25 protein-coding genes, 1 tRNA gene and 1 pseudogene are annotated in these 22104 nt (G+C 56.9%); 18 read left to right on the forward strand and 9 right to left on the reverse strand.

The window, feature by feature from the left end; genetic code table 11:
- Both AC2FNB_RS15725 and AC2FNB_RS15730 read right to left on the reverse strand, forming a co-directional pair.
- Positions 1-648: pseudogene (locus AC2FNB_RS15725) on the reverse strand (ABC transporter permease); the annotation flags it as partial.
- A gap of 56 nt (positions 649-704) precedes the next feature.
- Positions 705-1352, reverse strand: a complete 648-nt coding sequence (locus AC2FNB_RS15730; protein WP_496747789.1) for an ABC transporter ATP-binding protein — start codon at positions 1350-1352, stop codon at positions 705-707.
- A 184-nt stretch (positions 1353-1536) separates the two neighbouring features.
- Between AC2FNB_RS15730 and AC2FNB_RS15735 the strand changes: the two genes are divergently transcribed.
- Positions 1537-1971, forward strand: a complete 435-nt coding sequence (locus tag AC2FNB_RS15735) for an ion channel (RefSeq protein ID WP_480751343.1) — start codon at positions 1537-1539, stop codon at positions 1969-1971.
- Here the strand turns inward: AC2FNB_RS15735 and cls are convergent.
- The 3 genes from cls to AC2FNB_RS15750 form a co-directional block, all read right to left on the reverse strand.
- Positions 1968-3380 (reverse strand): cardiolipin synthase, encoded by a 1413-nt coding sequence (gene cls, locus AC2FNB_RS15740; protein WP_496747792.1) that lies wholly within the window; start codon positions 3378-3380, stop codon positions 1968-1970. The genes AC2FNB_RS15735 and cls overlap by 4 nt on opposite strands.
- A 124-nt stretch (positions 3381-3504) precedes the next feature.
- A complete protein-coding gene (locus AC2FNB_RS15745; RefSeq protein ID WP_496747794.1) occupies positions 3505-4641 on the reverse strand; it encodes an acetoin utilization protein AcuC in 1137 nt (378 codons plus the stop codon).
- Positions 4604-5683, reverse strand: a complete 1080-nt coding sequence (locus tag AC2FNB_RS15750; RefSeq protein WP_496747797.1) for an AI-2E family transporter — start codon at positions 5681-5683, stop codon at positions 4604-4606. Before AC2FNB_RS15750 ends, AC2FNB_RS15745 begins: the two co-directional genes overlap by 38 nt.
- A 146-nt stretch (positions 5684-5829) precedes the next feature.
- Here AC2FNB_RS15750 and AC2FNB_RS15755 point away from each other — a divergent pair, with 146 nt between their 5' ends.
- Positions 5830-6687, forward strand: coding sequence for a YihY/virulence factor BrkB family protein (locus AC2FNB_RS15755; RefSeq protein ID WP_496747799.1), 858 nt, complete (start codon positions 5830-5832; stop codon positions 6685-6687).
- A gap of 324 nt (positions 6688-7011) precedes the next feature.
- Here the strand turns inward: AC2FNB_RS15755 and AC2FNB_RS15760 are convergent, their stop codons facing one another.
- Genes AC2FNB_RS15760 through AC2FNB_RS15770 form a run of 3 tightly spaced genes read right to left on the reverse strand, consistent with a single transcriptional unit; the run spans position 7012 to position 9237 of the window.
- A complete protein-coding gene (locus AC2FNB_RS15760) occupies positions 7012-7728 on the reverse strand; it encodes an RlmE family RNA methyltransferase (RefSeq protein ID WP_480751351.1) in 717 nt (238 codons plus the stop codon).
- A 51-nt stretch (positions 7729-7779) separates the two neighbouring features.
- Positions 7780-8115: a hypothetical protein gene (locus AC2FNB_RS15765; RefSeq protein WP_496747801.1), complete on the reverse strand. Its 336-nt coding sequence runs from the start codon at positions 8113-8115 to the stop codon at positions 7780-7782.
- Positions 8116-8124: 9 nt separating this feature from the next.
- A complete protein-coding gene (locus AC2FNB_RS15770; RefSeq protein WP_480751353.1) occupies positions 8125-9237 on the reverse strand; it encodes a Ppx/GppA phosphatase family protein in 1113 nt (370 codons plus the stop codon).
- Between the two features lie 242 nt (positions 9238-9479).
- Here AC2FNB_RS15770 and AC2FNB_RS15775 point away from each other — a divergent pair, with 242 nt between their 5' ends.
- The 9 genes from AC2FNB_RS15775 (at position 9480) to AC2FNB_RS15815 (ending at position 17112) form a co-directional block, all read left to right on the forward strand.
- Complete coding sequence (locus tag AC2FNB_RS15775) at positions 9480-9776, forward strand: virulence factor (protein WP_480751354.1); 297 nt, start codon at positions 9480-9482, stop codon at positions 9774-9776.
- A 27-nt stretch (positions 9777-9803) separates the two neighbouring features.
- Positions 9804-10730 (forward strand): methylenetetrahydrofolate reductase, encoded by a 927-nt coding sequence (locus AC2FNB_RS15780; RefSeq protein ID WP_496747804.1) that lies wholly within the window; start codon positions 9804-9806, stop codon positions 10728-10730.
- Positions 10731-10739: 9 nt separating this feature from the next.
- Positions 10740-11804 carry a dihydropteroate synthase gene (locus tag AC2FNB_RS15785; RefSeq protein ID WP_480751356.1) on the forward strand — a complete coding sequence of 355 codons (1065 nt, stop codon included), beginning with the start codon at positions 10740-10742 and terminating at the stop codon, positions 11802-11804.
- Between the two features lie 143 nt (positions 11805-11947).
- A complete protein-coding gene (locus AC2FNB_RS15790) occupies positions 11948-12379 on the forward strand; it encodes a c-type cytochrome (protein ID WP_496747806.1) in 432 nt (143 codons plus the stop codon).
- 51 nt (positions 12380-12430) lie between these two features.
- On the forward strand, positions 12431-12985 hold the full coding sequence (locus AC2FNB_RS15795) for a cupredoxin domain-containing protein (protein WP_496747808.1): 555 nt from the start codon (positions 12431-12433) through the stop codon (positions 12983-12985).
- A 24-nt stretch (positions 12986-13009) separates the two neighbouring features.
- Entirely contained in the window at positions 13010-13507 is a 498-nt protein-coding gene (locus AC2FNB_RS15800) for a c-type cytochrome (protein ID WP_496747810.1), read from the forward strand.
- A gap of 102 nt (positions 13508-13609) precedes the next feature.
- Positions 13610-16120, forward strand: a complete 2511-nt coding sequence (locus AC2FNB_RS15805; RefSeq protein ID WP_496747812.1) for a heavy metal translocating P-type ATPase — start codon at positions 13610-13612, stop codon at positions 16118-16120.
- A gap of 12 nt (positions 16121-16132) precedes the next feature.
- On the forward strand, positions 16133-16537 hold the full coding sequence (gene cueR, locus AC2FNB_RS15810; protein ID WP_496747815.1) for a Cu(I)-responsive transcriptional regulator: 405 nt from the start codon (positions 16133-16135) through the stop codon (positions 16535-16537).
- 104 nt (positions 16538-16641) lie between these two features.
- A complete protein-coding gene (locus AC2FNB_RS15815; RefSeq protein WP_480751366.1) occupies positions 16642-17112 on the forward strand; it encodes a DUF411 domain-containing protein in 471 nt (156 codons plus the stop codon).
- A gap of 113 nt (positions 17113-17225) precedes the next feature.
- On the opposite strand, the gene AC2FNB_RS15820 is transcribed toward AC2FNB_RS15815, so the two are convergent.
- A tRNA-Ser gene (locus AC2FNB_RS15820) sits at positions 17226-17315 on the reverse strand.
- A 123-nt stretch (positions 17316-17438) separates the two neighbouring features.
- On the opposite strand from AC2FNB_RS15820, the gene AC2FNB_RS15825 reads away from it, so the two are divergent.
- From AC2FNB_RS15825 to obgE, 7 genes are all read left to right on the forward strand, one after another.
- Positions 17439-18281, forward strand: coding sequence for a DUF2059 domain-containing protein (locus tag AC2FNB_RS15825; RefSeq protein ID WP_496747818.1), 843 nt, complete (start codon positions 17439-17441; stop codon positions 18279-18281).
- Positions 18281-19090 carry a DUF2059 domain-containing protein gene (locus AC2FNB_RS15830; protein WP_496747819.1) on the forward strand — a complete coding sequence of 270 codons (810 nt, stop codon included), beginning with the start codon at positions 18281-18283 and terminating at the stop codon, positions 19088-19090. Before AC2FNB_RS15825 ends, AC2FNB_RS15830 begins: the two co-directional genes overlap by 1 nt.
- Before the next feature lie 211 nt (positions 19091-19301).
- On the forward strand, positions 19302-19901 hold the full coding sequence (locus AC2FNB_RS15835) for a 50S ribosomal protein L21 (protein ID WP_496747822.1): 600 nt from the start codon (positions 19302-19304) through the stop codon (positions 19899-19901).
- An 11-nt stretch (positions 19902-19912) separates the two neighbouring features.
- Positions 19913-20182: a 50S ribosomal protein L27 gene (gene rpmA / locus AC2FNB_RS15840; RefSeq protein ID WP_480751372.1), complete on the forward strand. Its 270-nt coding sequence runs from the start codon at positions 19913-19915 to the stop codon at positions 20180-20182.
- A 97-nt stretch (positions 20183-20279) separates the two neighbouring features.
- Entirely contained in the window at positions 20280-20888 is a 609-nt protein-coding gene (locus AC2FNB_RS15845; protein WP_496747825.1) for a LysE family translocator, read from the forward strand.
- Positions 20885-21421, forward strand: a complete 537-nt coding sequence (locus AC2FNB_RS15850) for a GNAT family N-acetyltransferase (RefSeq protein ID WP_480751376.1) — start codon at positions 20885-20887, stop codon at positions 21419-21421. Before AC2FNB_RS15845 ends, AC2FNB_RS15850 begins: the two co-directional genes overlap by 4 nt.
- 37 nt (positions 21422-21458) lie before the next feature.
- Positions 21459-22104: GTPase ObgE (gene obgE, locus AC2FNB_RS15855; protein WP_496747827.1), on the forward strand; the 646-nt coding region annotated here is incomplete at its 3' end.

Genomic DNA, 22104 nt, shown 5'->3' on the forward strand with positions numbered 1-22104 from the left:
TAAAAGACCAAATGCGGTCAGATTCAGGTGAAAACTTTCGGTCAGTTGCGCGGTATCGGTACCTGGGCCGCTGCTGATCCGTTCCAGGTCAGGTGCCAGTTCACTCAACGGCTGCAATCCCATTGGCTGATCAGGCAGGATGACCAATCGCGAGATCTCGTTCACCTTGTTTAGAATCTTTTCGGCGACACCGATATCGGTCAGGATTAGGTCGGGCGGAACTGCCTCGCTGGGGTATACCGGTGGCAGGTGAGGCTGGCGGTTAAGCATTTCAACAATATCAGGGCGCACGAACAACAAGCCAGGTTCTGTCAGCGCTTCAGCCGGGGTTCCAATGGCAGCGTTTTGTTGCGCCTCTTCAATTGCCGCCAGAGCGGGGTAAGAGACAAGGTCGGCGCCCATCACTCTGAAATAGCGATCTTCGACACGCAGATTGCCGTCGAGAACAGCCGCAAGCTGCCAGCCCGCCCGCCGTAATTCGACATAGCGCGAAAGGGGGATAGAGCCGTTCGGCGCACGAAGTTCTTCGAATTGACCCAATGCGAGTTGCCGGTTCGCCGTGGCATAGCTTGCCCGCGCTTCGGCGTTGATGGCCTGAACCGCCGACCAAAGCGCTGTTGCCAGCGCGACACCGCATAGAAGTGTCACCAATTGCAACTTGTGTCGCCGCCAATGCGACCAAAGCGCCGGGATCGTGGCCCTTATCATTGAAGTTGGCCACCGGCGAGATGCGCGCGCCGGTCCAGTCGTCCGGCAATGCTTGGCGAGTGGGTGGCCAAAAGCAGTGCTGTACCCGTATCGCGAACAAGCTGCAGCATCAGGTCCAGAACGTTCTCGCTGGCGGTTTCGTCCAGATTTCCCGTAGGCTCGTCCGCAAGCAGTAGTTTGGGTCGCGCCGCAAGGGCACGCCCGATCGCCACCCGCTGCTGTTGACCACCCGACAACTGCTCGGGATAACGCTGCGGCAGGTTTGTTAGGCCAAGCCGCTCTGTCAGCTCAGCCAGCCACGTTTTGTCCAACCGGTCAGAAAGCCGGGCTTGGAAAGACAAATTCTGTTCGACAGTCAGCGACGGAATGAGGTTGAATTGCTGAAACACCAAGGCCACGGTATTGCGGCGCATCTGCGCGCGACCACGGTCTGACAACGACGAAAGGGGGATCCCCGCCAAGGTAATTTCGCCACTATCGAGTTTGTCCAGCGTGGCCACCAGGTTCAGTAGAGTGCTCTTTCCGCTTCCGCTTTCACCGGTCAAGGCAAGGGTCTGACCTGCATCCATTTGAAACGAAACATCTTGCAGAACAGGGCGCCCGCCGGGGTAGGACTTTCTTACCTTGTCTACATTTAGCAGCATCATCGCTCCGTTTTCGTGTTGGTTGAGAATGTGTTCCTCGGCAACCGCATGTCCAGCGTTGATCCCGCCTTTGAACAATTCGCCGCAACATGACCATTGATGCAAGTGTCGGCCAGGGGTTGTTCCTCTATCAACGCCGGGTCATTCTTGAACTGAGTTTGACCAGGTAGCGAGGAGACCAAGCATGACATTGTCGCAACAAATTTTGTGGGGCAGTGTCTATCTGATGATTTGCTTCCTCATCGAGATCGGCCTTTTGACCTGGTGCACGGTTCTGATCCGAAGCGTGCACGAAAAATGTTGCAATCGCGGATTGGTCGTGCGAACCGCCGCGCCGATCGTGGTTGCATTGGCCACCATCGTCGCGATTCACACAATTCAGGTCTGGATCTGGGCCATTGTCTGGGTTTGGAGCGATATCCTCCCAGACTGGAACACCGCTCTCTACTTTTCATTGGTCACCTTCACCACCCTGGGCTATGGCGACATTGTGCTGGGCGAAGAGCTGAGGATTTTCGGGTCCTTTGCAGCGGTGACAGGATTGCTGGCTTTTGGGTTGTCTACCGCGTTCCTCGTGGCCCTCATGACCCGGTTGTTCGAGGACCGGTTCCTGTCTTAGAGGATTGGTGCGAAAAGGCGGGCAATCGGTGCCCCGTACCGGATATAAATCGGTTGATCCTCCAGCCTTTTTGTCAATTCATAACTGGAATTGAAATCGTCTTTCAGCATCTCGGCGATAGAGTGTGCGGCACGGTGATCAAAAAACAGGGCCATTGCTTCGAAATTCAACCTGAATGACCGGTTGTCGAGATTTGTCGTACCGACCGCGGCCAAAGTATCATCGACCACGAATACCTTTTGATGCATAAAACCGTCGTCATACCGAAAGATGCGTACGCCACAGTCGCGGATCTCATCGAAATAGGCGAATGCGGCAAGCCAGGGAATCCTGTGGTCGGCCACTTCGGGAACCAGAATGCGCACATCGACACCTCGCATGGCCGCATGTTTGAGCGCGGTCATGATGTCGATATCGGGAACGAAGTACGGCGAGGCAATCCACAGCCGTTCACGTGCTTCAGTGATTGCTGCGAAGAACATCATCGCACCGGTCTCGGTGCGGTCGCCGGGGCCGGTCGCCACGATCAGCGCATTCATGTCCTCGGGTGCGGCAGGGGTCGCCCATGTTAACAGATCGATCAGGTCTTCGTTTCGCGCCCAGTGCCAATCCTCGGCAAAAACCAACTGCAATTGCAGGGCTATGGGGCCGCGGACACGCAGATGAGTATCCCGCCAAGGGCCGAAATCGGTCTCTTGCCCCAGATATTCCACACCCACATTGTGGCCGCCAATGAACCCTGTGTGGCCATCAATCACGACGGTTTTGCGATGGTTACGATAATTGAGCTGAAACCGGAAATTCGGTCCGCGTTGGTCGCGCGGATCAGCAACGTCGATCCCTGCCTTTCGAAGCTTGTCGAAATATCTGCGGGGCAGGCCATAACTTCCGACAGCATCCGTCAGGAAACGGACATGCACCCCCCGCCGGTGCGCAGCGATCAGTTTTTCCTGCAACTCCAGCCCAAGCTCGTCGTCTCTCACGATATAGAACTGAATCAGAACGTATTTTTCTGCGGCGTCGATCGCCTCGAAGATTGCCTGAAAGGTATCTTCCCCGTCAATCAACAGATCGGCGCCATTGCCGCGGGACACCGGCATATGGGCCAGGTCCTCGAAGGGTCGAGGGTTGATGGACATTTCCTTGGGGTCGGGGCTGCTCGCCTCGGCAAAGGCCTTGAGGCCGGCGACAACCCGTTCACTTTCGCGGCGAGCAATGCGGTAGCCCCGAAACCGGTGATGTCCCAGAAACATGTAAAGTGGCAAGCCGGCGAACGGGAAGGACAGAAGGAAAACCACCCAACCCACCGCGCCTTGTGGCGTTCGTGCGGTTTGTGCTGCGCGCACAGCGCAATATACGGCCAAGGCGTAAGCCGCAAAAACGGTGGCAGAGACGATGGCGGTCCACATTGTAATCCGGTCGTTTCAGTAACTTAACAAGGTCAGTGTATTCCTGATCAAGGTCTGAGGCCACAGCAATGATTTTTGAGCCTGAGAGGTTTGTCCGCATGTTTGCCCAGTTTGCAAGTGAAACTCAAAGCCTGCTTCGCAACCCTGCTACCGTTGCCCGAATTGTTTCGCGTATGGGGCCGAAACGCGGCTTATCGCGCAAAGTCGTGCACCAGCTTTCCGGGGGACTGCGCCCCGCCGCCCGTCGCCATGTCAACGCCTGCAGGACCGAAACAGCAGGTTGGGGAAGGCGGTCGGGCACTTCATACCCCGAAAGCGTCGCCCAGACGCCTGTCCACAACCTTGCGACCGACCATGGGTTGTAACCGCCGCCGCCAAGAACAAGTAGGCGATCGGTTAAATCGTTCAGTGCAGTTACGGATCGCCAGTGCGAATTATTGGACAGGGTAAGCCGCGACAGCGGGTCCTCGAATACGGCATCCGCCCCGCACTGCAATACAATTGCATTCGGTTTGAAAGCCGAAATTGCCGGTAGGATCAGGTTGTCTAGGACCAAAGAAAACTCGTCATCGTTAAAACCTTTTGGTACAGGCAAGTTAAATGCTGTGCCGCCGGTATCATCGTTGAGACCGCCGGTGAATGGCCAGCGCCTTTCTTCGTGAACCGAAATAAGCCGGACTTTTTCGGAACCGGCAAAAGCGTCTTGAACTCCGTCACAGTGATGTGCATCGATGTCAACGTAAGCGATGCGTTCCAATCCTGTAGCCAGTAACCTCAGGATCGCAAGAACCGGATCGTTGAGATAGCAAAAGCCTCCAGCCCGGTCGGGAAATCCATGATGGGTGCCGCCTGCCGGATTGAAGACGGCGCCTCTCTCAGCGATCAGTTCCGCCCCCAGCATCGACCCACCGGCAGCCGTGGCGGGGCGCCGGTACATCTCGGGAAAGACCGGGTTCGACATTGTGCCCAATGCATGGCGTTTACGTACGTTGTCGCTCACATATTGCTGGCGTTCCGCATCTTGCAGCGCGGCAATATATTCCGGCGTGTGAAACAGGGTAAGCGCGGCGGGTTTTGCCCTCGGGCTCGTCAAGTATTGCGCTTGGGGCAACCACCCCAAGACCCGGCACAAGTCTATGACCGTCGACACTCTCGGGATGGCCAGCGGGTGGTTTCGTCCATAGGTCGAGTGGCGATAAATTTCCGCCCCTATGAACAGAGAGTCATTCACCGTCGGGGCCGTTATCAACCAATTGACCATCCAGCGACATTAGGATCGCAACAGGCCGCAGCGAAGGTACATGACTAAAGACGATCAGGATGCAGACCGTCAGCGGAACACTCAGAAATGCCCCGATCAGCCCCCAAACCGTTGTCCAGAATGTCAGTGCCAGAATGACCAGAAATGTTGACATGTTCAGTGATCGACCCAGCATTGCCGGGTCCAGGAAATTGCCGATCAGGAACTGCAGTGTTCCGCACCCGAACACGATGATCAGAAACGGTGTGACGGATTCGAACTGCACCAGCGAGGCCAGCGCCGGAAAGATCACCGCGATGATCGAGCCAATTGACGGAATGAAGTTCAGTGCAAAGGTTAAAACGGCCCATGTCTCCGCGTACTCCAACTTGAGAACCTTGAATACCGCATAGCTGATCAGGGCGGTCACGGCGCTGATGAAGGTCTTGACACCCAGGTATTTCTGTAAACTCAAGGAAATCGCATCCATGACCGAAGCCATGTCATCACCAAGCTTTGGGCTTCCAGCCGCAAGTCGGATCTTTTTGCGAAAGGCTAACCGCTCGGCCATCAGGAAGGCGACATAAAGGCTGATCAGAAAGAACTGGTTCAACAGCGAGGTCGCGCTGCCCAGCGCCGTACGGGCCACCAGCGCCATGTCGATGTTGATCAAGTTGTCCCGCACGAAATTTGTCACATCGTTGCCGACGAAACCGGTGATCCGACCGACAGCCACATCAAACTGGTTTTCGTACGCGCCCAGGGTGCGCGCGAACTGTGTGGCCTGGCTGCCAAGGACGTAGACGATTAGGAACAATCCTGCCAGGACGACGGTGATGCCTGAAAGATTTGCCAGCCATACCGGAATGTGAACCCAGGAAACAACTCTGTCGCTGACTGCGATGATCAGGACGTTTACCAACAAAGCCAGCGCCAACGGGATCAGAAACGCCGATCCCGCGTAAAGTGCGAAGACGATCAGCGTCAGGACGATCAGCGTGTCCCTAACCGCAGGCAGGCTGAACCGTATGGACGAAAGGGTGTTGTCGTGTTTGTCCGTCATGTAACTGAAACCCTTGTCGGCCCACTGTTTTGCCCATTCTAAGGGATGTTGCCCATTCTGATACCAGAGTGCAACGTTCCGGATGCCTTGGCAGGGCTGGCAATTCCGGGGTTCAGGCCGCGTGAAAGCCGGGCTAGGGTTTGGTTATGACGGTTTCCTCGAATCTCGCCATCCCACGGCCTGTGCGCGCCCTATGGCTCGCCGGCAAGAGATTTGTCGCAAAGAATGGCTTTGTCATGAGCAGTCATGTTGCGATGTCGCTAATGATGGCGCTGTTTCCGTTTGTGCTGTTCACCGTTGCCCTCGCCGGGAGCCTTTCACAGAATTATATGACCGACGAGTTGATCGAGTTGATGTTCGGGGCCTGGCCTAAAGAGGTGGCTGATCCGATCGAAGCGGAGCTACGCGCCGTGTTGCGCGGCGCAAGCTCGGGTGTCATGACCATTGGCGGCGTTTTGACCATCTATTTTGCGTCAAACGGCGTAAATGCCGTGCGTATCGCGCTGACGCAAGCCTATCACGATGTGGATACGCGCGCGTTTTGGAAATCACGTCTGTTATGCGTGGCACTGGTTATCGGGGGAGGAGCGGCTGTTCTGGGTGCTGCAGCCTTTGAGGTCGTTTTGCCCGCCTACACCAAGCTGGTGACCGAGCGGTTGCCGGGCGAAGCGGTGGAATGGCTGTCCGTCGACCGGCTTGGCTGGATTTTCACCGTTGCGATGCCGGTCGGCATGGTACTCGCCTTTCATGCCTTGTTGCCACCTCACCGCCACAGCTTGATGCAAATCCTGCCCGGAGTGGGGCTGACAATTTTGCTCTGGGCGGCAGGCGGTTGGGGGTTTTCCTTTTATGTCGCGCAGTTCGCCACCTACAGCGCGACTTATGCGGGACTGGCCGGGGCTATGGCAGCATTGATTTTCCTGTACCTTTGCGCTGCCATTCTAATCCTTGGCGCCGAATTCAATGGTGCCCTGATGGATCTGAGCGCTGCACCACGGCGTTAAGTGTGTTATCAGTTCCAAGCCCGAGATCAATGCGCCACATAGCCGTCACAAAAAGGACCTCAAAAAGCCAAATTAGTTTATCAAAAAGAATATGGGTCCGAGTGGACCTGGTTTGTTATTAGGTGATCCATGTTCGAGAAAGAACCTTTGGGCCGGCACGCCCAACTCTTTTCCCTACTCAGATACAATGACTTGTCGGAAAAACCTGAGGCACCATCGGCCGAAGATATGGTCAATGCGGTCAATCAATACCGGCCCAATAAGCCAGATTTAACGAAAAATTCACAAGATAACGACAAAAACCCGTTTCACGCAGTCTGATCGCTAACCGCGAAACCCTGTTGCCACGACAAACTTCTCGGAACTGTCCGAGCGGGAAGAAGGTGGTTTGACATTCGCGACCTTCTCGAACTTCTGCTTGAGCAATTTCTGCAGATCACCCTCGGCTCCACCAGCCAACACCTTGGCGACAAATGTGCCGCCTTCCTCGAGAACGTCGAACGCGAAATGAGCGGCAGTTTCACACAGTGCGATGATCCGCAAATGGTCGGTTTGCTTATGTCCGGACGAGGCGGCAGCCATGTCGGACATGACCACATCCGCTTTGCCGCCCAACCACTCCTTCACCTGTTCATCCGCATCATCGGCCATGAAATCCAATTGATGAATCTCGGCACCCGCGATCGGTTCAACTTCCTGTAGGTCAATACCCAGAACTGTCCCGATCTTTTTGCCGGATTTTTCGCCCAGTGCGTTTACGCGTTTGACGGCGACCTGACACCATCCGCCTGGCGCACAACCAAGGTCGACAACGCGCGCACCCGGTACAAGAAATCGGAACTTGTCGTCCAGTTCCAGGATTTTGAAGGCCGCGCGACCTCGGTATCCTTCGGCCTGCGCCCGTTTGACGTAGGGATCGTTCAACTGGCGCTGCAACCAGCGGGTTGAACTGAGCTTGCGCCCGCGTGCCGTCTTGACCTTGACCTTCAGATCGCGTTGGCCCCGGCCAGAGGTGTTCTTTCCGCTCGGCGTCTTTGCCATTTGACCGATCTCCTGAAACTGTCCGGTCAATATCGGCAAGACGCCCCTGTATCAAGTAAGGGGTGTGACTTTATCTACCAGCGCCAGATCTGACCAAGGTGTCGAAACGCCAAATCCGAGCCAACCGAGACAATTTAGTGCTTGAGAAAGAACTGCGAGGTTATTCTCATTTGGAGAGGTGAAAGATCGTAGCAACTCCAGGGCATCTGCAGCTTGATCTTTCGGTACGCAAATCGGAACACCTCCAAATGACAGCGCATAGTGCGGTAGTAATACCGTGGTATGAAAGCCGGGGCAAAAAACATCAAACCCGGCGGCTTCCAATACGCAAATCGTAGTCGCAACGGTCGCCATACGATAGGCGCTGGCTACACGCACGAGTTTCATAGTTGTTTCTTAGAACGGCCCATCTTCCAGCACGCCATCCGCGCTCATCTGTGCATAAAGCAGCCCTTCCCGCAGTCCACGATCTGCGACCGACAGCCGGTCAGTGGGCCAACAGCGCAACAACGCCTGCAAAATGGCCGAACCCGACATGATCAGCGCCTGCCGGTCCTCGCCAATGCGGGGATCGCGGCGGCGACCTTCCGGACCGAGATCAAGGTAGCCGCGAATGACCTTGTCGATTTGATCCGATGTCATACGAAGGCCATCCACCTTAGTTCGGTCATATCGCTTGAGGCCAAGATGCGAAGCCGCAACCGTCGTCACGGTTCCGCTGGTTCCGACGATCTGAAACCCCGCCCGCGCTTGTACGTCTTTGTAAGGGGCAAAATCGGCGAGGTTTTCTTCAAAAAACCAGCTCATCAGCGCAAAACGGGCGGCGTCGTCCTCAACATCGTGAAACTGGTCGCGCAGCGTGGCGACACCCAGCGGCACGCTGATCCAATCCACTACCTTGGCGGCGGGAAAGGGGCTTTCGGGTGGATGAAATCCAGCATGCAGTCTCATGATCGCCGCAGGCCGGTCGCGGCGTGGAACCGAAGAGATATCGATCCAGACCAACTCGGTTGATCCGCCTCCGATATCGACCACCAAAAGTTGCTCAGTCTTGGTCGACACCAGCGGCGCGCAGGAGATCACGGCGAGCCGGGCTTCCTCCTCGGGTTGGATGATTTCAAGTGTCAATCCGGTCTCGCGCTTGACTTGACGGATGAATTCCCGCGAGTTCTTGGCACGACGGCAGGCTTCGGTCGCCACCAACCGCATCCGGTTGACCTTGTTGCGTTTGAGCTTTTGCTGGCAGATGCGAAGGGCCTGAACCGTGCGGGACATCGATGAACGCGACAACCTACCTGTCCGTTCCAGCCCGGCGCCCAGTTGAACAGACTTTGAGAAACTGTCCACCACATGAAAACCGCTGCCCTTGGGTTGGGCAATCAGCATGCGGCAACTATTTGTACCCAGATCCAGCGCGGCATACAGCGCATCAGGATCGGGCCTGCTAGGCGCGGGGCTTTCGACCGCTTTCGGGAACGCGCCCGCACCTTTGGGACGCTTGGGCGCCATGACTACACGCCCTCCGATTTCGAGTTACCTCGACCATATGGCGGGCCTTGGCGCGGCGCAAGCGGCTCATGAAGGTCATGAGAATTTTGATACGCGGCAGCGGTAGAATCCCTACAGGCTCCTACCGTATCCTTGGGTATGCGAAAAGGTCGCTGCAAATGCTGCAGGTGTCGAAATCCGACCGACTTTGGCGCAGATTGGAGTTTAGAACCGCCTCACCAGGTCAGGAGGAATCATTCGGTATGCCCGAAGTTACCATCGTTTATTGGCGCGACATCCCCGCCCAAGTCATCGTGGGGAAGGGGCGGCGCGGAGCTAAAAAGCAACTGGCCGAGCGCTTCGAGCAGGCGATCGATCGTGCCGCGATGAAGGTCGGAGCACAGGATACCGATGCCTATCTTGCGGAATGGCGCAAAGCCGCCCCGTTCGAGGTCGAAGGCGATCCGGTTGACGTTGCCGAGGCCGAGGCCAGGCGTCTGGAAGCTGAATACGATCAGGACCGGATCAAGACCCTGATTGCAAATGACGGTTGGGCATAAGCCCGAAACTCTTTATGGGAGGCCAAGATGGCTTTGCTGAACTTCAAGAAACGTGATGTGGCCGAGAAAGCCCCGGTAAACCCGACCGTCGAAGCCTTTTTGCAGGGCTATTCGATTGAGGTGATGCCGAGGACCGCTGAAAAGGTCGAGGATTTCCGCGCGCTGTTGCCCCAGGGCACTCGCGTCTATATCGCCCATATCGAGGGTACTCCGATTGCCGAAATGGTCAAGACCGCCAAAAGGATCGCGGCCGAAGGCTATCCGGTTATGCCCCACTTCCCGGCCCGCATCATCAAGGATGCGGCGACGCTGGAAAACTGGATTTCAATGTATCAGGGCGAGGCCGGCGTTGATCAGGCATTGTTGCTGGCTGGCGGTGTCGAAAAGCCCCATGGTGAATTCGACAGCTCGATGCAGTTGATGGAAACCGGCCTGTTTGACAAAGCTGGTTTCAAGCGCCTGCACGTTGCCGGACACCCCGAAGGAAACAAGGACATCGACCCCGACGGTTCACGCAAGAACGTCGACGCGGCGCTGCAGTGGAAACAGCAGTTCAGCGAGCGCACCGACGCCGAAATGGCGTTGGCGACCCAGTTCGCCTTTGACCCCAAGCCGATCATCGCCTGGGCAAACGCACTGAAAGAGGCAGGTGTCAACCTGCCGATCCACATCGGCATTGCAGGTCCCGCTAAGCTGCAAACGCTGATCAAGTTCGCCATCGCCTGCGGTGTTGGCCCGTCACTAAAGGTGCTTCAGAAGCGCGCCATGGACGTGTCCAAGCTGCTGCTGCCTTACGAGCCCAACGACGTGATCACCGCACTGGCCGAGCACAAGGCAGCCAATCCGGATTTCAACATCACCAACGTGCACTTCTTCCCGCTTGGCGGCATCAAGACCAACGCCAACTGGGCCATTGAAAACGGCGGCGCTTCGGCAAAGCCCGCAAACTCCTAAGGATCGGACATGACCCGTACAGTCGTAGAATCAAAAACAAAAACAGCCATCCTGGGTTTCGACGAACCGTTCTGCGTGATCGGTGAGCGGATCAACCCCACCGGCCGCAAGAAACTGGCTGCCGAACTGGAAGCGGGCGATTTTTCGACCGTTGAAAAAGACGCGCTGGCGCAAGTTGCCGCCGGGGCCACGGTGCTCGATATCAATGCGGGTGTGGTATACAACTCGAACCCCAACCCGAACGAGACGGAACCGCCGCTGATGACCCGGATCGTCGAGCTGGTTCAGGGCCTGGTCGACGTTCCGCTCTGCATCGACTCGTCGGTGCCCGGCGCGCTAGAGGCCGGGCTTGCGGCCGCCGAAGGCCGTCCGTTGCTGAACTCGGTCACTGGCGAGGAAGAGCGTCTGGAACTGGTTCTGCCGCTGGTCAAGAAATACAACGTGCCGGTTGTTGCGATCTCCAACGACGACACCGGTATCTCGGAAAACCCGGACGTGCGTTTCGACGTGGCCAAGAAGATCGTTCAGCGTGCCGCGGATTTCGGCATTCCTGCACACGACATTGTCGTGGACCCGCTGGTCATGCCAATCGGCGCGATGGCAACCGCAGGCCAACAGGTATTTGCACTGGTCCGCCGCCTGCGCGAAGAATTGGGCGTAAACACCACTTGTGGCGCCTCAAACATCTCGTTCGGTCTTCCCAACCGTCACGGCATCAACAATGCCTTCCTGCCGATGGCAATGGGTGCCGGCATGACCTCAGCGATCATGAACCCGGTCGCATTGCCAATTACGCAAAAGGCAATTGCCGCCAAGAAAGAAGAAGTTGCCGCCGCTGGCATCATCCTTCCCGAAGGCATGGATGACGAAACCTTTGTCACGATGTTTGGCCTGGGTTCGACACTGCCGCGCGCGGGCAAGGAGATGGAGGCCATCCGCGCCGCAAATCTGCTGACCAACAACGACCCGCACGGTTCCGAATGGATCCGGTTCAACAAGGCGCCTGACGCTGCAGGTTCCGAAGGTGAAGGCCGTGGCCGTCGTGGTGGCGGTGGCCGCCGCCGCCGGGCATAATCCAAGTCAAGTTTGAAAAAGAAGGTCGGGCCATTTGCCCGGCCTTTTCGTTTGCTGTCACGAACTTTTGAAAAGCCTAGGTTGACGTTCCAGTACTGGAAGTTGGCAAAAGCGAGGTGAATCAGCAAAAGCGGATACTTGGAATGAACAAAAACATGCTGGGCTTGACTGGCTTGCTCGTAGTCGGGGCAGGGGCCTTGTATTTTTCAATGTCTGGCGGAAAGCCTGCGGCAATTGGCGAGTCCTCAGGTGGAACCGTTGCGCTTGCGCAAGTGTCGGTACCCGCCGATCTCACCGAAAAGGCCTTGGTGGGAAAAGTCGCCTTCGAAGCCAAATGCGCTATGTGCCATGGCGTGAATGCTGCAGGTGTTGATGGATCGGGACCGCCACTGGTTCACAAGATCTATGAACCGGGCCACCATTCCGACCAGGCTTTCTTTGTGGCTGTCGCGAACGGCGTCCGCTCGCATCATTGGCGGTTTGGAAACATGCCTCCGGTCGATGGCCTGACGCACGGTGACGTCAAAGGGATCGTTTCCTATGTTAGGGAACTGCAACGGGAAAACGGTATCTGATCACGGCGGAAATACTGACGAGCCGGAAGATGAATTTGAAAGGGAGAAACAATGAAACGGGTTTTGCTGTTACCTGCTCTGGCGGCTCTCATTGGCTGGCAAGCCGGTGAAACAAATGCGGGCGGTTCGCATTCGGGCGGACATGGGCACGGTGGCCACCACGATGCAGTCAACATTGGGACGCCAGGAAAAGCGGCTGACGTCGACCGTACCGTAAATATCGCGATGAGTGAAATGAGGTTCGAACCAAATAACCTTTCGATCAAATCCGGCGAAACCGTTCGGTTTGTTGTCACCAACACCGGCGAATTTGTGCATGAATTCAACATTGGGACGGCCGCGATGCACCAGGCCCATATGTCGGAAATGCTGGAAATGATGGAAACAGGCGCCTTGGAGGCAGACAGGATCAATCACGACGTGATGCGTACAACCGGCATGGCCCATGACGACGGGAACAGCCTTTTATTGGAACCCGGTGAGACAGCAGAACTGATCTGGACTTTTTCCGGTGATGCCGATCTGGAACTGTCCTGCAACGTACCGGGCCACCGGGAAGGCGGCATGCGCGGTACCCTCAAAATGGGACACCACGACCATTCGTAACGGCCGGTGCCGCGGAAATCAGGATTGGGTCGCGAATTGCAAAAGTCTGTCTGGCAAACAATCCTACCCGTGTCCCTGCTGGGCATTCTCGCGCTGGTGGGGATATTCCTGGTTTTTCTGCTGGATGCGAAACGAGCGCCGACAGGCGACATCGCGAAGGGCGCACCGCTTTACGCCGAGTTCTGTGCCCCGTGTCACGGGGCGAATTTGAAAGGCGAGGCAGACTGGCAGACACCCAACGATGATGGGAGCCTGCGTGCGCCCCCCCACGACCACACAGGTCATACGTGGCACCACGGCGATGGGATGCTGTTCGACTATGTCAAAAAGGGTGGACAGGCGATCCTGAAAGAAATGGGCATCAAAGGGGTGAAAAGTGCAATGCCGGGTTTTGGCGATACGCTGACGGATACCGACATAGCGAACGTTCTGATGTTCATCAAATCTAACTGGTCGGACAAGGAACGCGACTACCAAAAACTCCGTACACAAGAAGAGGAACTTTCGACCTCTGGCAAGTGAGGTTCTTTCCTCTACGCCGAAATGACAGGGTTTTTGTCCGCGGCGCTATTGACCTTCCAGTAACTGGAACTCTTATCTGTTTCACCAGCAAAGCCACTGGTGATGAATATGACTCGAAACATTCGCCTCCTAATAAACGGAATGAATTGCGCGTCGTGCGTCAGGCGCGTCGAAAATGCCCTGACTGAGCTTCCCGGCGTTCATTCCGCCTCGATCAATCTCGCAAACGCTTCGGCGCAGGTCGAATATGACGACGCCGTGTTTGTCGGTGATCTGGTGGCTGGCTTGAACAGCGCTGGTTATCCGGCAATAACGGACGAAACCACGTTAGAAATCAGCGGCATGTCCTGCGCTTCCTGCGTCGGGCGTGTAGAAAGCGCCTTGAAGGCCGGCGACGGTATATTGGATGCGTCGGTCAATCTTGCCAACGAAACCGCAACCATTCGCTACGCGGTCGGGGCGACGACTCCGGCGGCAATCGCAGAAATCTCCTCGTCCGCCGGATACCCGGCGTCAGTACGCGCGGGCCAAACTGCTGCAGTCGATCAGCAAAAACAGGATGAAATCCGGATATTGGCGCAGCGCACCTTGCTGGCAGCCGTCCTCGCCTTGCCTGTTTTCCTGATCGAGATGGGAAGCCACATTATTCCCGGTCTACATCACCTGATCGCAAATACGATCGGACATCAGAACAGCTACTACCTGCAGTTCTTGTTGACATCCATGGTGTTGTTTGGCCCCGGCTTTCAGTTTTATGCCAAAGGCTTCCCGGCGCTTGTTAGACGCGCTCCCGACATGAATTCTCTGGTCGCGCTGGGAACATCGGCGGCTTATGGTTTTTCTGTCGTGGCGACCTTTGCTCCGGGTATACTTCCCAGAGGAACCGCAAACGTCTATTTCGAATCCGCTGCAGTAATCGTGGTTCTGATCCTCTTTGGCCGGTTTCTCGAAGCGCGCGCAAAAGGTCGGACCGGTGACGCAATACGCAAGCTGGTTGGCCTACAGCCCAAAACCGCACTGGTCGAAGAGAACGGTGAAGCAGTCGAGCGCGCTATCGAGGATATTGGCGTCGGGGACGTGATCCGTGTTCGTCCTGGTGAAAAAATCGCTGTGGATGGGCATGTGTTGACGGGTTCGTCCTATGTTGACGAAAGCATGATTTCCGGTGAGCCGGTGCCGGTCGAAAAGAAGAAGGGAACGATGGTTGTCGCCGGCACCGTGAACGGCAATGGCACCTTGACATTTCGGGCCGAGAAAGTCGGCTCGGACACTATGCTTGCTCAAATCATCAATCTGGTGCAGCAGGCGCAAGGGGCAAAACTGCCCATTCAGAGCGCGGTGGACAGGATAACCGCCTGGTTCGTTCCCGCAGTTTTGGCCGCTGCGGCCCTGACAGTCACGGTCTGGCTGTTATTCGGACCCGATCCGGCGCTAAGCCTGGCCCTTGTGACCGGTGTCGCGGTGCTGATCATCGCCTGTCCCTGTGCGATGGGGCTGGCCACGCCGACCTCGATCATGGTCGGGACCGGACGAGCTGCAGAAATGGGCGTCCTGTTCCGCCGGGGCGACGCGCTACAACTTCTCAAGGATGTCGGCATTGTGGCCTTTGACAAGACCGGAACATTGACCCAGGGCCGCCCGGAACTGACCGACCTGATAACGGTACAAGGGTTCTCAGAACAAGAGATTCTGGGCCTTGTCGCCTCGGTCGAGGCCAAGTCGGAGCATCCCGTCGCCGAAGCCATTGTGCGCGCGGCCGAAACACAAAAAGCCCCCATGACGGCCATGGACAGCTTCACGGCGATCCCGGGCTATGGCGTTCGCGCCTGTGTCGAAGGGCGCGATGTTCTTGTCGGTGCCGATCGCCTCATGTCACGCGAAAACGTGGATCTCGGGACTCTGGCCGACTTGCGTTCGGATCTTGCCAGCAAGGGAAAATCCCCTTTCTACGCTTCAGTCGATGGCCGTATTGCTGCCGTTCTGGCAGTGGCCGACCCGATCAAATCGACGACACCAGATGTTCTTCGCTCCCTTCACGCAATGGGGTTGAAGACCGCCATGATCACCGGTGACAACGCGGGTACTGCTCAGGCCATAGCCGATGTTCTGGGCATCGATCACGTGGTGGCCGAGGTTTTGCCAGAAGGAAAGGTAGCTGCACTGGAAGGTTTGAGAACCAGTGGCGACAAACTGGCGTTCATTGGTGACGGGATCAACGATGCCCCCGCGCTGGCCGCGGCCGACGTGGGCATCGCGGTTGGAACTGGCACCGATGTGGCAATCGAAGCTGCTGACGTTGTGCTGATTTCCGGCGATTTGATCGGTTCGGTCAACGCCTTCGACATAAGCCGGAAAACTATGCGTAACATCCATCAGAACCTGTTCTGGGCCTTTGGGTATAACGTCGTGCTGATCCCCGTGGCCGCAGGTATTCTCTACCCCTTTGGTGGACCGCTCTTGTCGCCGATGTTGGCCGCTGGCGCGATGGCTCTGTCCAGTGTCTTTGTTCTGTCCAACGCATTGCGGCTCAGATGGGTTCGACCTGCGACGGGCAGGGGTGCTGCAACCGAAAAGAACGGCAAGACGGCGTTACACGCCGCACCAGCGGAATAACGAGGAGAGACCATGAATATCGGTGATGTTGCGACCCGCTCCGGGCTTCCGGCAAAAACGATCCGCTACTACGAAGACATCGGGCTGATTTCTCCTAAGCGCGGACAAAACGGATACCGCCGTTTTTGCGAGACGGACCTTCACAAACTCGCGTTCATCGGCCGTGCCCGGTCTTTGGGCTTCACCATCGAGAACTGTCGCCACCTGCTGGCGCTTTACGAGGACAAGGACCGCGCCAGCGCAGATGTAAAACGAATTGCCAAGCGCAACCTGAAAGAGATTGCCGAAAAGATCGCGGGCCTGAAAGCGATGGAGGCTACTCTCTCGCATCTGATCGCCGAATGCGCCGGCGATGACCGCCCTGATTGCCCAATTCTCGAAGACCTCGGGCGAAGCCGATCTGCATTGTTCGAGTGAGCGCTTGAGCAAAGTCATGGAAAGAAGCCGAGAAGCCGGAGTATTGGGCAACAGGTACCCGGCAAGAGAACCCCGAAAGGCCGATTATCCGGAAAGGACCCGACATGCCAACAATGAACCGCCGTGCTTTTGTTGCCGGAATTTGTGTTTTTCCAATTGCCCATGCAGGTCAGGCGCTGGCTCTGGCCCCAACGACCGTGCACGTTCTGAAGGACCCCAATTGCGGCTGTTGCGGCGCGTGGATCGGGATCATGAAACGGGAAGGTTTCTCGGTAAGCGTCGAAGACGCGTCATGGGACGACCTTTATGCATACAAGATCGCGAACGGCATCCCTGATCAGATGACGTCCTGCCACACTGCGACTGTTGATGGGTATGTGATCGAAGGGCACGTACCGCCCGAAGATATCCGGCGACTCCTTGCTGACCGCCCCGACGCCATCGGTCTTTCGGTTCCGGGAATGCCCTACGGCTCGCCAGGAATGGGGCCTGAAGGTGAGCGTGAAGCCTATGATGTGTATCTGGTCCACCGTGACGGGCGCACGCAAATCTTCACCAGCTACCCCGCAGCCTGAGGCTTTCACAAATACCAGAACATGCGGAGTGGCCGTCCTCGCGGCCGCTTTCGGGATACCCGGAAACGCAGTGCGCCTCTAGTCCAGCCAACAATTCAACGAATATCGCAAAATGGCGGAGAGACAGGGATTCGAACCCTGGGTGGGCTTGCACCCACAACGGTTTTCGAGACCGCCCCGTTCGACCACTCCGGCACCTCTCCGCGGGGGTCTGTGAGGGGGGGATTTAGTAGTGATCGCGCAGGGGTGCAAGCGGAAATTTCTGCTTTTTGGTCAGAGACGGTTTTTCCATTGCTCATGGTTGGATTTCACATAGGCTAGGAGGCATGAAATCAGTGTTTCGCCTTTGTGCCCCGTTGTTGGTGTTTGTCGCCGTGTTGGCGATGTCAGCACCAGTTTCCGTTCGTGCCGCTGATCGGGACAGGATCGAAGCATTCCTGACGACTACTGGATTCGACGTGGCACTTGACAGCATCGCCCTTGCGTCATCATCGGCTCCCGAAATGCTTGGCGTCGACGCGGGTTCATTTGGGACCCAGTGGGAAGAACTCACCGAAGAAGTGTTCGACACCGGGATTATGCACGAGACCGCGGTGCAAATCCTGGAACAGACGCTTTCCAACGATGCACTCAACCACGCGGTCGAGTTTTATGCCTCGGATCTTGGGCAAAGGCTGGTCGAAGCAGAAAATGCATCGCACATGATAGAAGATGACGAGGTCAAAGAACTGGAAGGGCAAGCGATTGTTGCCGATCTGGTCAAGCAGGGCGCGCGGCGTGTGGAAAGCCTCAAGCGGATGAACCGCGCGGTCGATACCAGCGACACCGCCTTGCGCGCACTGCAGGAAATCCAGCTCAGGTTCCTGTTGGCTGCCAGTGCCGCAGGCGTGATTGACCTGGCGCTCGATGCCGATGAGCTTCTGGCCATGCTGAAACGGAACGAAGGGGCCATGCGCAGCGCGCTGCAACTCTCCGCCTTGGCCGGAGCGGCTTATACCTACAAGGATTTCTCCGACACCGAAGTCGACATCTATGTCGAGGCGCTTGAACAACCGCTTATGCAGGAGGTGTATGAACTCCTGAATGCCGTGCAATACGAAATCATGGCAGGCCGGTTTGAGGTGTTGGCCGCGCGGATGGCGGATCTTCAACCTGCACAGGATATCTGATGCGTTTAATTGCAGCTCTGTTCTTTCTCCTGTCCTTCGTTTCTGCCGCCTGTGCCGCGGACGAAAACCTGGACAGGCTTGCAGAAGCCCTCAGGCTGAACGAGGTGGTCGCGATCCTTCGTGAAGAAGGGCTGGCATATGGTCAAAGCCTCGACGAAGAGATGCTCGGCGGCGAGGGTGGCTTGCCGTTTCAGCAACAGGTGAACAAGACCTATTCCATCGAGAAGATGGCCAACGATCTGAAAAACGCGCTGGGTCGCAACATGACGGCCGAGCATCTCGTGCAGGCGACCGTGTTCTTCGACAGTGATCTCGGCCAAAAAATCATCGCACTGGAGAATTCGGCCCGCCGCGCCTATCTTGATCCCGCCATCGAGGACTATGCGCGCTCAATCTATGAAGACCTGGACGACAATGATCCTCGGCTCCGGTTGATCCGTGAATATATCAGGGTAAATGATCTGATAGAGCAAAACGTGCGCGGTTCGTTCAGTTCGGATCTGCATTTTTTTCGCGGTTTTGCCGAAGGGCAGGATGCACCGGTAGACGACGGCGCCATATTGTCGGAATTGTTGGAACAGCAAGACGATGCGATAGAAGAGACAACCGTGTGGCTCTACGGATTCCTGCTGATGGCCTACCAGCCGCTCACCGACGCGCAAATTCGCGAAAACATCGCCTTTTCACAGACCAATGCTGGTCGCGCTCTGAATGAGGCTTTCTTTTCCGGGTTCGCGGACATGTATGATCGTATTTCCTTTGATCTGGGAATGGCCGTGGCACGCGCCATGATGGCAACAGAACTCTAGTTCCGAAATTCGGTTGACAATCATCTGAAATGCTCCGATAAGCGCGCATCCCGGCCGGATCGCCCGCGCCGGGTATCGTTATTATTTGGCCCGGGACAACTCCCCAAGGGTCTCAATCCGCCCGGCAAGGGCGCGCTGTTCGAGGTGGCAAGAGCCATGAACACCCAGGCAACTGGGGACCACAGAACGCGGCAACGAAAAGGAAAGACGCATGTTTGCGGTCCTCAAGACTGGCGGCAAGCAGTACAAGGTTCAGGCGGGCGATGTGCTCCGCGTTGAGAAACTGGCTGCTGACGCAGGTGAAAAAGTTCAATTCAACGACGTTTTGATGCTGGGTGGTGACGCGCCGGTCGTCGGTGCGCCTTTTGTCGAAGGTGCAGCCGTTCAGGCCGAAGTGATCGAACAGGTCAAAGGTGACAAGGTCATCAATTTCGTCAAACGCCGTCGTAAGCACAGTTCCAAGCGAACCAAGGGCCACCGTCAAAAGCTGACTCTTGTCAAGATCATCGACATCCTCGCATCGGGCGCGGACAAATCGGGCGTCAAGGCCGCGACCGGTTCTGTGCCTGCAGGCGCTGCGGCACCCGCAGCCAAGCCCGCCGGGAAAGCTGCGGCACCGGCCGCTACCGCTGCCGACGACCTGACTCAGCTGACTGGTGTAGGCCCCGCCGCCGCCAAGAAGCTGGCCGATGCTGGCATCGACAGCTTTGCTGCTCTGGCCGCCTTGTCGGACGAGCAGATTGCTGCTATCGAGACGGTCAAAGTGAAACCCGAATGGGTTGAGCAAGCCAAAGAGCTGGCTAAAGGCTAAGGAGAGAGAGAATGGCACATAAAAAAGCTGGCGGTTCCTCCCGTAACGGTCGCGACTCTGCAGGTCGTCGCCTTGGCGTGAAACTTTATGGCGGTCAGGCCGCTGTCGCAGGCAACATCATCGTGCGCCAGCGCGGCACCAAGTTCTGGCCGGGCGAAGGCGTCGGTATCGGCAAGGATCACACCATCTTTGCAACCGTCGACGGCGCCGTGAAGTTCCACAAGGGGCTCAAGAACCGCACCTTTATTTCGGTCCTGCCAGTGGCGGAGGCCGCAGAGTAAGCCGAGACCCAAGAAGGTTAAGAGAAAATTCATGGGGGACCGGCAGAACATGCCGGTCCCCTTTCTCGTTTTCACCAACTGTTGAAGAACAAACCCGATGCCTGTCGCAACGACCAGTTTCCTGATTTTTGCCGCCTCCCAGGTCGGCACACCGGGTCCGGCCAACATGGCCCTGCTCGGGACAGGTGCGCGCTATGGGTTTCGGGCGGCCTTGCCCTTTGTTGCGGGGGTGGTGGTGGGCAAACAGCTGATCATCTGGCCGGTCGGTTTCGGGCTAATGGAATTGGCAGGGCAGGCGCCGGGCGTTTTCACCGTGCTGAAATACGCCTCTGCAGCCTATATTTTCTGGCTTGCCTGGAAAATCGCCAATCTTAGGCTTGCTCCGGGTCAGGCACAGGATACCGCGCCGGGTTTTTGGGCCGGGTTGGTGGTTCATCCACTTAATCCCAAGGCCTGGGCGATGATCGTGGCCGGGTTTACCGGCTTTGTCGCTGTAGGAACGTCATCGTTCGAGGCCACGCTTACGATCGCTCTCTGCCTGTTGAGCAGCCAATTGCTGCTGCATCCGATCTGGACGCTTGCCGGGGATCGGATCGCCCATACGGTTGCAGGAACCGGGTCCGAGAAATATCTGATGAGGATGTTGGCGGGACTGACCGTCGCATCTGTCTTGTTTGTGTTGTTCGGAGGAGGAGCGCACATATGAAACTTGAAACAATAATAAATCAGCCGGTCATTGAAACCGAGCGGTTCGATCTGCGCCCGTTACGCCGGTCGGATATGGGGTTGATCGAGCACTATACCAGTGACGAGCGTGTGGCGCGCATGACAACCTCCATCCCGCACCCGGTACCGCCGGGTTCGGTCGAGGCGTTCGTCACCCGCGCCATGGCCGATGACCGCACCGAAGACGTCTGGACGATGGACGCAACCAAGGATGGAGGGCCGGAACTGATCGGCCTGATCTCTCTTGAAAAGATGGATCGCAATCAGTCCGAGGTTGGATATTGGGTCGCGCCGATCTACTGGAACACAGGCGTCGCCTCTATGGCCGTCGAAGCGCTGGTTAATGAGAATCCGCTGGGCAACCGCACGATGTTTGCCAGCGTGTTTCAAGACAACCCCGCCTCGGCGCGTGTCTTGACACATTGCGGTTTCCAGTATCTAGGCGATGCCGAAACCTTTTCGCTGGCACGCAATGCGAATGTGCCCACTTGGACGTATAGCCGAAAACTCTGACATGTGCCCGATTGGGCCTTTGCACTAGGAAGACACTATGAAATTTCTCGATCTCGCAAAGGTCTATATCCGGTCCGGGGCCGGAGGCGGCGGTTGCGTCAGCTTCCGGCGCGAAAAGTTCATCGAGTTCGGCGGCCCGGATGGCGGTGACGGCGGCAAAGGAGGCTCTGTCTGGGTAGAAGCGGTCGAAGGGCTGAACACTCTGATCGACTTTCGTTATCAACAGCATTTTTTTGCCAAGAACGGACAACCGGGGCGCGGCCGTCAACAAACCGGCAAGGATGGCGATGATATCGTTCTGCGCGTTCCGGTCGGCACCGAGATTCTGGATGAGGATCAGGAAACCGTTCTGGCTGACCTGACCGAAGTTGGTGAGCGCGTGCTTCTGGCACGCGGCGGGAATGGTGGGTTCGGTAACCTGCATTTCAAATCGGCCACCAATCAGGCGCCGCGTCGGGCAAACCCCGGACAAGACGGTATTGATCGCACGATCTGGCTGCGGCTCAAACTGATTGCCGACGTCGGGCTGCTGGGAATGCCGAATGCCGGCAAGTCGACGTTTTTGGCGGCAACATCGAACGCGCGCCCAAAGATCGCCGACTATCCCTTTACCACGCTGCACCCCAATCTCGGCGTTGTCGGTGTCGACAATGTGGAATTTGTCGTGGCCGACATCCCCGGCC

This window comes from Ruegeria sp. BHSB058 (assembly GCF_059613285.1).

What these genes read in the sequence shown, in the direction of transcription:
- AC2FNB_RS15730 (WP_496747789.1), bottom strand. Translation starts at nt 1,352, where the DNA reads ATGCTGCTAAATGTAGACAAGGTAAGAAAGTCCTACCCCGGCGGGCGC.
- AC2FNB_RS15735 (WP_480751343.1), top strand. Translation starts at nt 1,537, where the DNA reads ATGACATTGTCGCAACAAATTTTGTGGGGCAGTGTCTATCTGATGATT.
- cls (WP_496747792.1), bottom strand. Translation starts at nt 3,380, where the DNA reads ATGTGGACCGCCATCGTCTCTGCCACCGTTTTTGCGGCTTACGCCTTG.
- AC2FNB_RS15745 (WP_496747794.1), bottom strand. Translation starts at nt 4,641, where the DNA reads ATGGTCAATTGGTTGATAACGGCCCCGACGGTGAATGACTCTCTGTTC.
- AC2FNB_RS15750 (WP_496747797.1), bottom strand. Translation starts at nt 5,683, where the DNA reads ATGACGGACAAACACGACAACACCCTTTCGTCCATACGGTTCAGCCTG.
- AC2FNB_RS15755 (WP_496747799.1), top strand. Translation starts at nt 5,830, where the DNA reads ATGACGGTTTCCTCGAATCTCGCCATCCCACGGCCTGTGCGCGCCCTA.
- AC2FNB_RS15760 (WP_480751351.1), bottom strand. Translation starts at nt 7,728, where the DNA reads ATGGCAAAGACGCCGAGCGGAAAGAACACCTCTGGCCGGGGCCAACGC.
- AC2FNB_RS15765 (WP_496747801.1), bottom strand. Translation starts at nt 8,115, where the DNA reads ATGAAACTCGTGCGTGTAGCCAGCGCCTATCGTATGGCGACCGTTGCG.
- AC2FNB_RS15770 (WP_480751353.1), bottom strand. Translation starts at nt 9,237, where the DNA reads ATGGCGCCCAAGCGTCCCAAAGGTGCGGGCGCGTTCCCGAAAGCGGTC.
- AC2FNB_RS15775 (WP_480751354.1), top strand. Translation starts at nt 9,480, where the DNA reads ATGCCCGAAGTTACCATCGTTTATTGGCGCGACATCCCCGCCCAAGTC.
- AC2FNB_RS15780 (WP_496747804.1), top strand. Translation starts at nt 9,804, where the DNA reads ATGGCTTTGCTGAACTTCAAGAAACGTGATGTGGCCGAGAAAGCCCCG.
- AC2FNB_RS15785 (WP_480751356.1), top strand. Translation starts at nt 10,740, where the DNA reads ATGACCCGTACAGTCGTAGAATCAAAAACAAAAACAGCCATCCTGGGT.
- AC2FNB_RS15790 (WP_496747806.1), top strand. Translation starts at nt 11,948, where the DNA reads ATGAACAAAAACATGCTGGGCTTGACTGGCTTGCTCGTAGTCGGGGCA.
- AC2FNB_RS15795 (WP_496747808.1), top strand. Translation starts at nt 12,431, where the DNA reads ATGAAACGGGTTTTGCTGTTACCTGCTCTGGCGGCTCTCATTGGCTGG.
- AC2FNB_RS15805 (WP_496747812.1), top strand. Translation starts at nt 13,610, where the DNA reads ATGAATATGACTCGAAACATTCGCCTCCTAATAAACGGAATGAATTGC.
- cueR (WP_496747815.1), top strand. Translation starts at nt 16,133, where the DNA reads ATGAATATCGGTGATGTTGCGACCCGCTCCGGGCTTCCGGCAAAAACG.
- AC2FNB_RS15815 (WP_480751366.1), top strand. Translation starts at nt 16,642, where the DNA reads ATGCCAACAATGAACCGCCGTGCTTTTGTTGCCGGAATTTGTGTTTTT.
- AC2FNB_RS15825 (WP_496747818.1), top strand. Translation starts at nt 17,439, where the DNA reads ATGAAATCAGTGTTTCGCCTTTGTGCCCCGTTGTTGGTGTTTGTCGCC.
- AC2FNB_RS15830 (WP_496747819.1), top strand. Translation starts at nt 18,281, where the DNA reads ATGCGTTTAATTGCAGCTCTGTTCTTTCTCCTGTCCTTCGTTTCTGCC.
- AC2FNB_RS15835 (WP_496747822.1), top strand. Translation starts at nt 19,302, where the DNA reads ATGTTTGCGGTCCTCAAGACTGGCGGCAAGCAGTACAAGGTTCAGGCG.
- rpmA (WP_480751372.1), top strand. Translation starts at nt 19,913, where the DNA reads ATGGCACATAAAAAAGCTGGCGGTTCCTCCCGTAACGGTCGCGACTCT.
- AC2FNB_RS15845 (WP_496747825.1), top strand. Translation starts at nt 20,280, where the DNA reads ATGCCTGTCGCAACGACCAGTTTCCTGATTTTTGCCGCCTCCCAGGTC.
- AC2FNB_RS15850 (WP_480751376.1), top strand. Translation starts at nt 20,885, where the DNA reads ATGAAACTTGAAACAATAATAAATCAGCCGGTCATTGAAACCGAGCGG.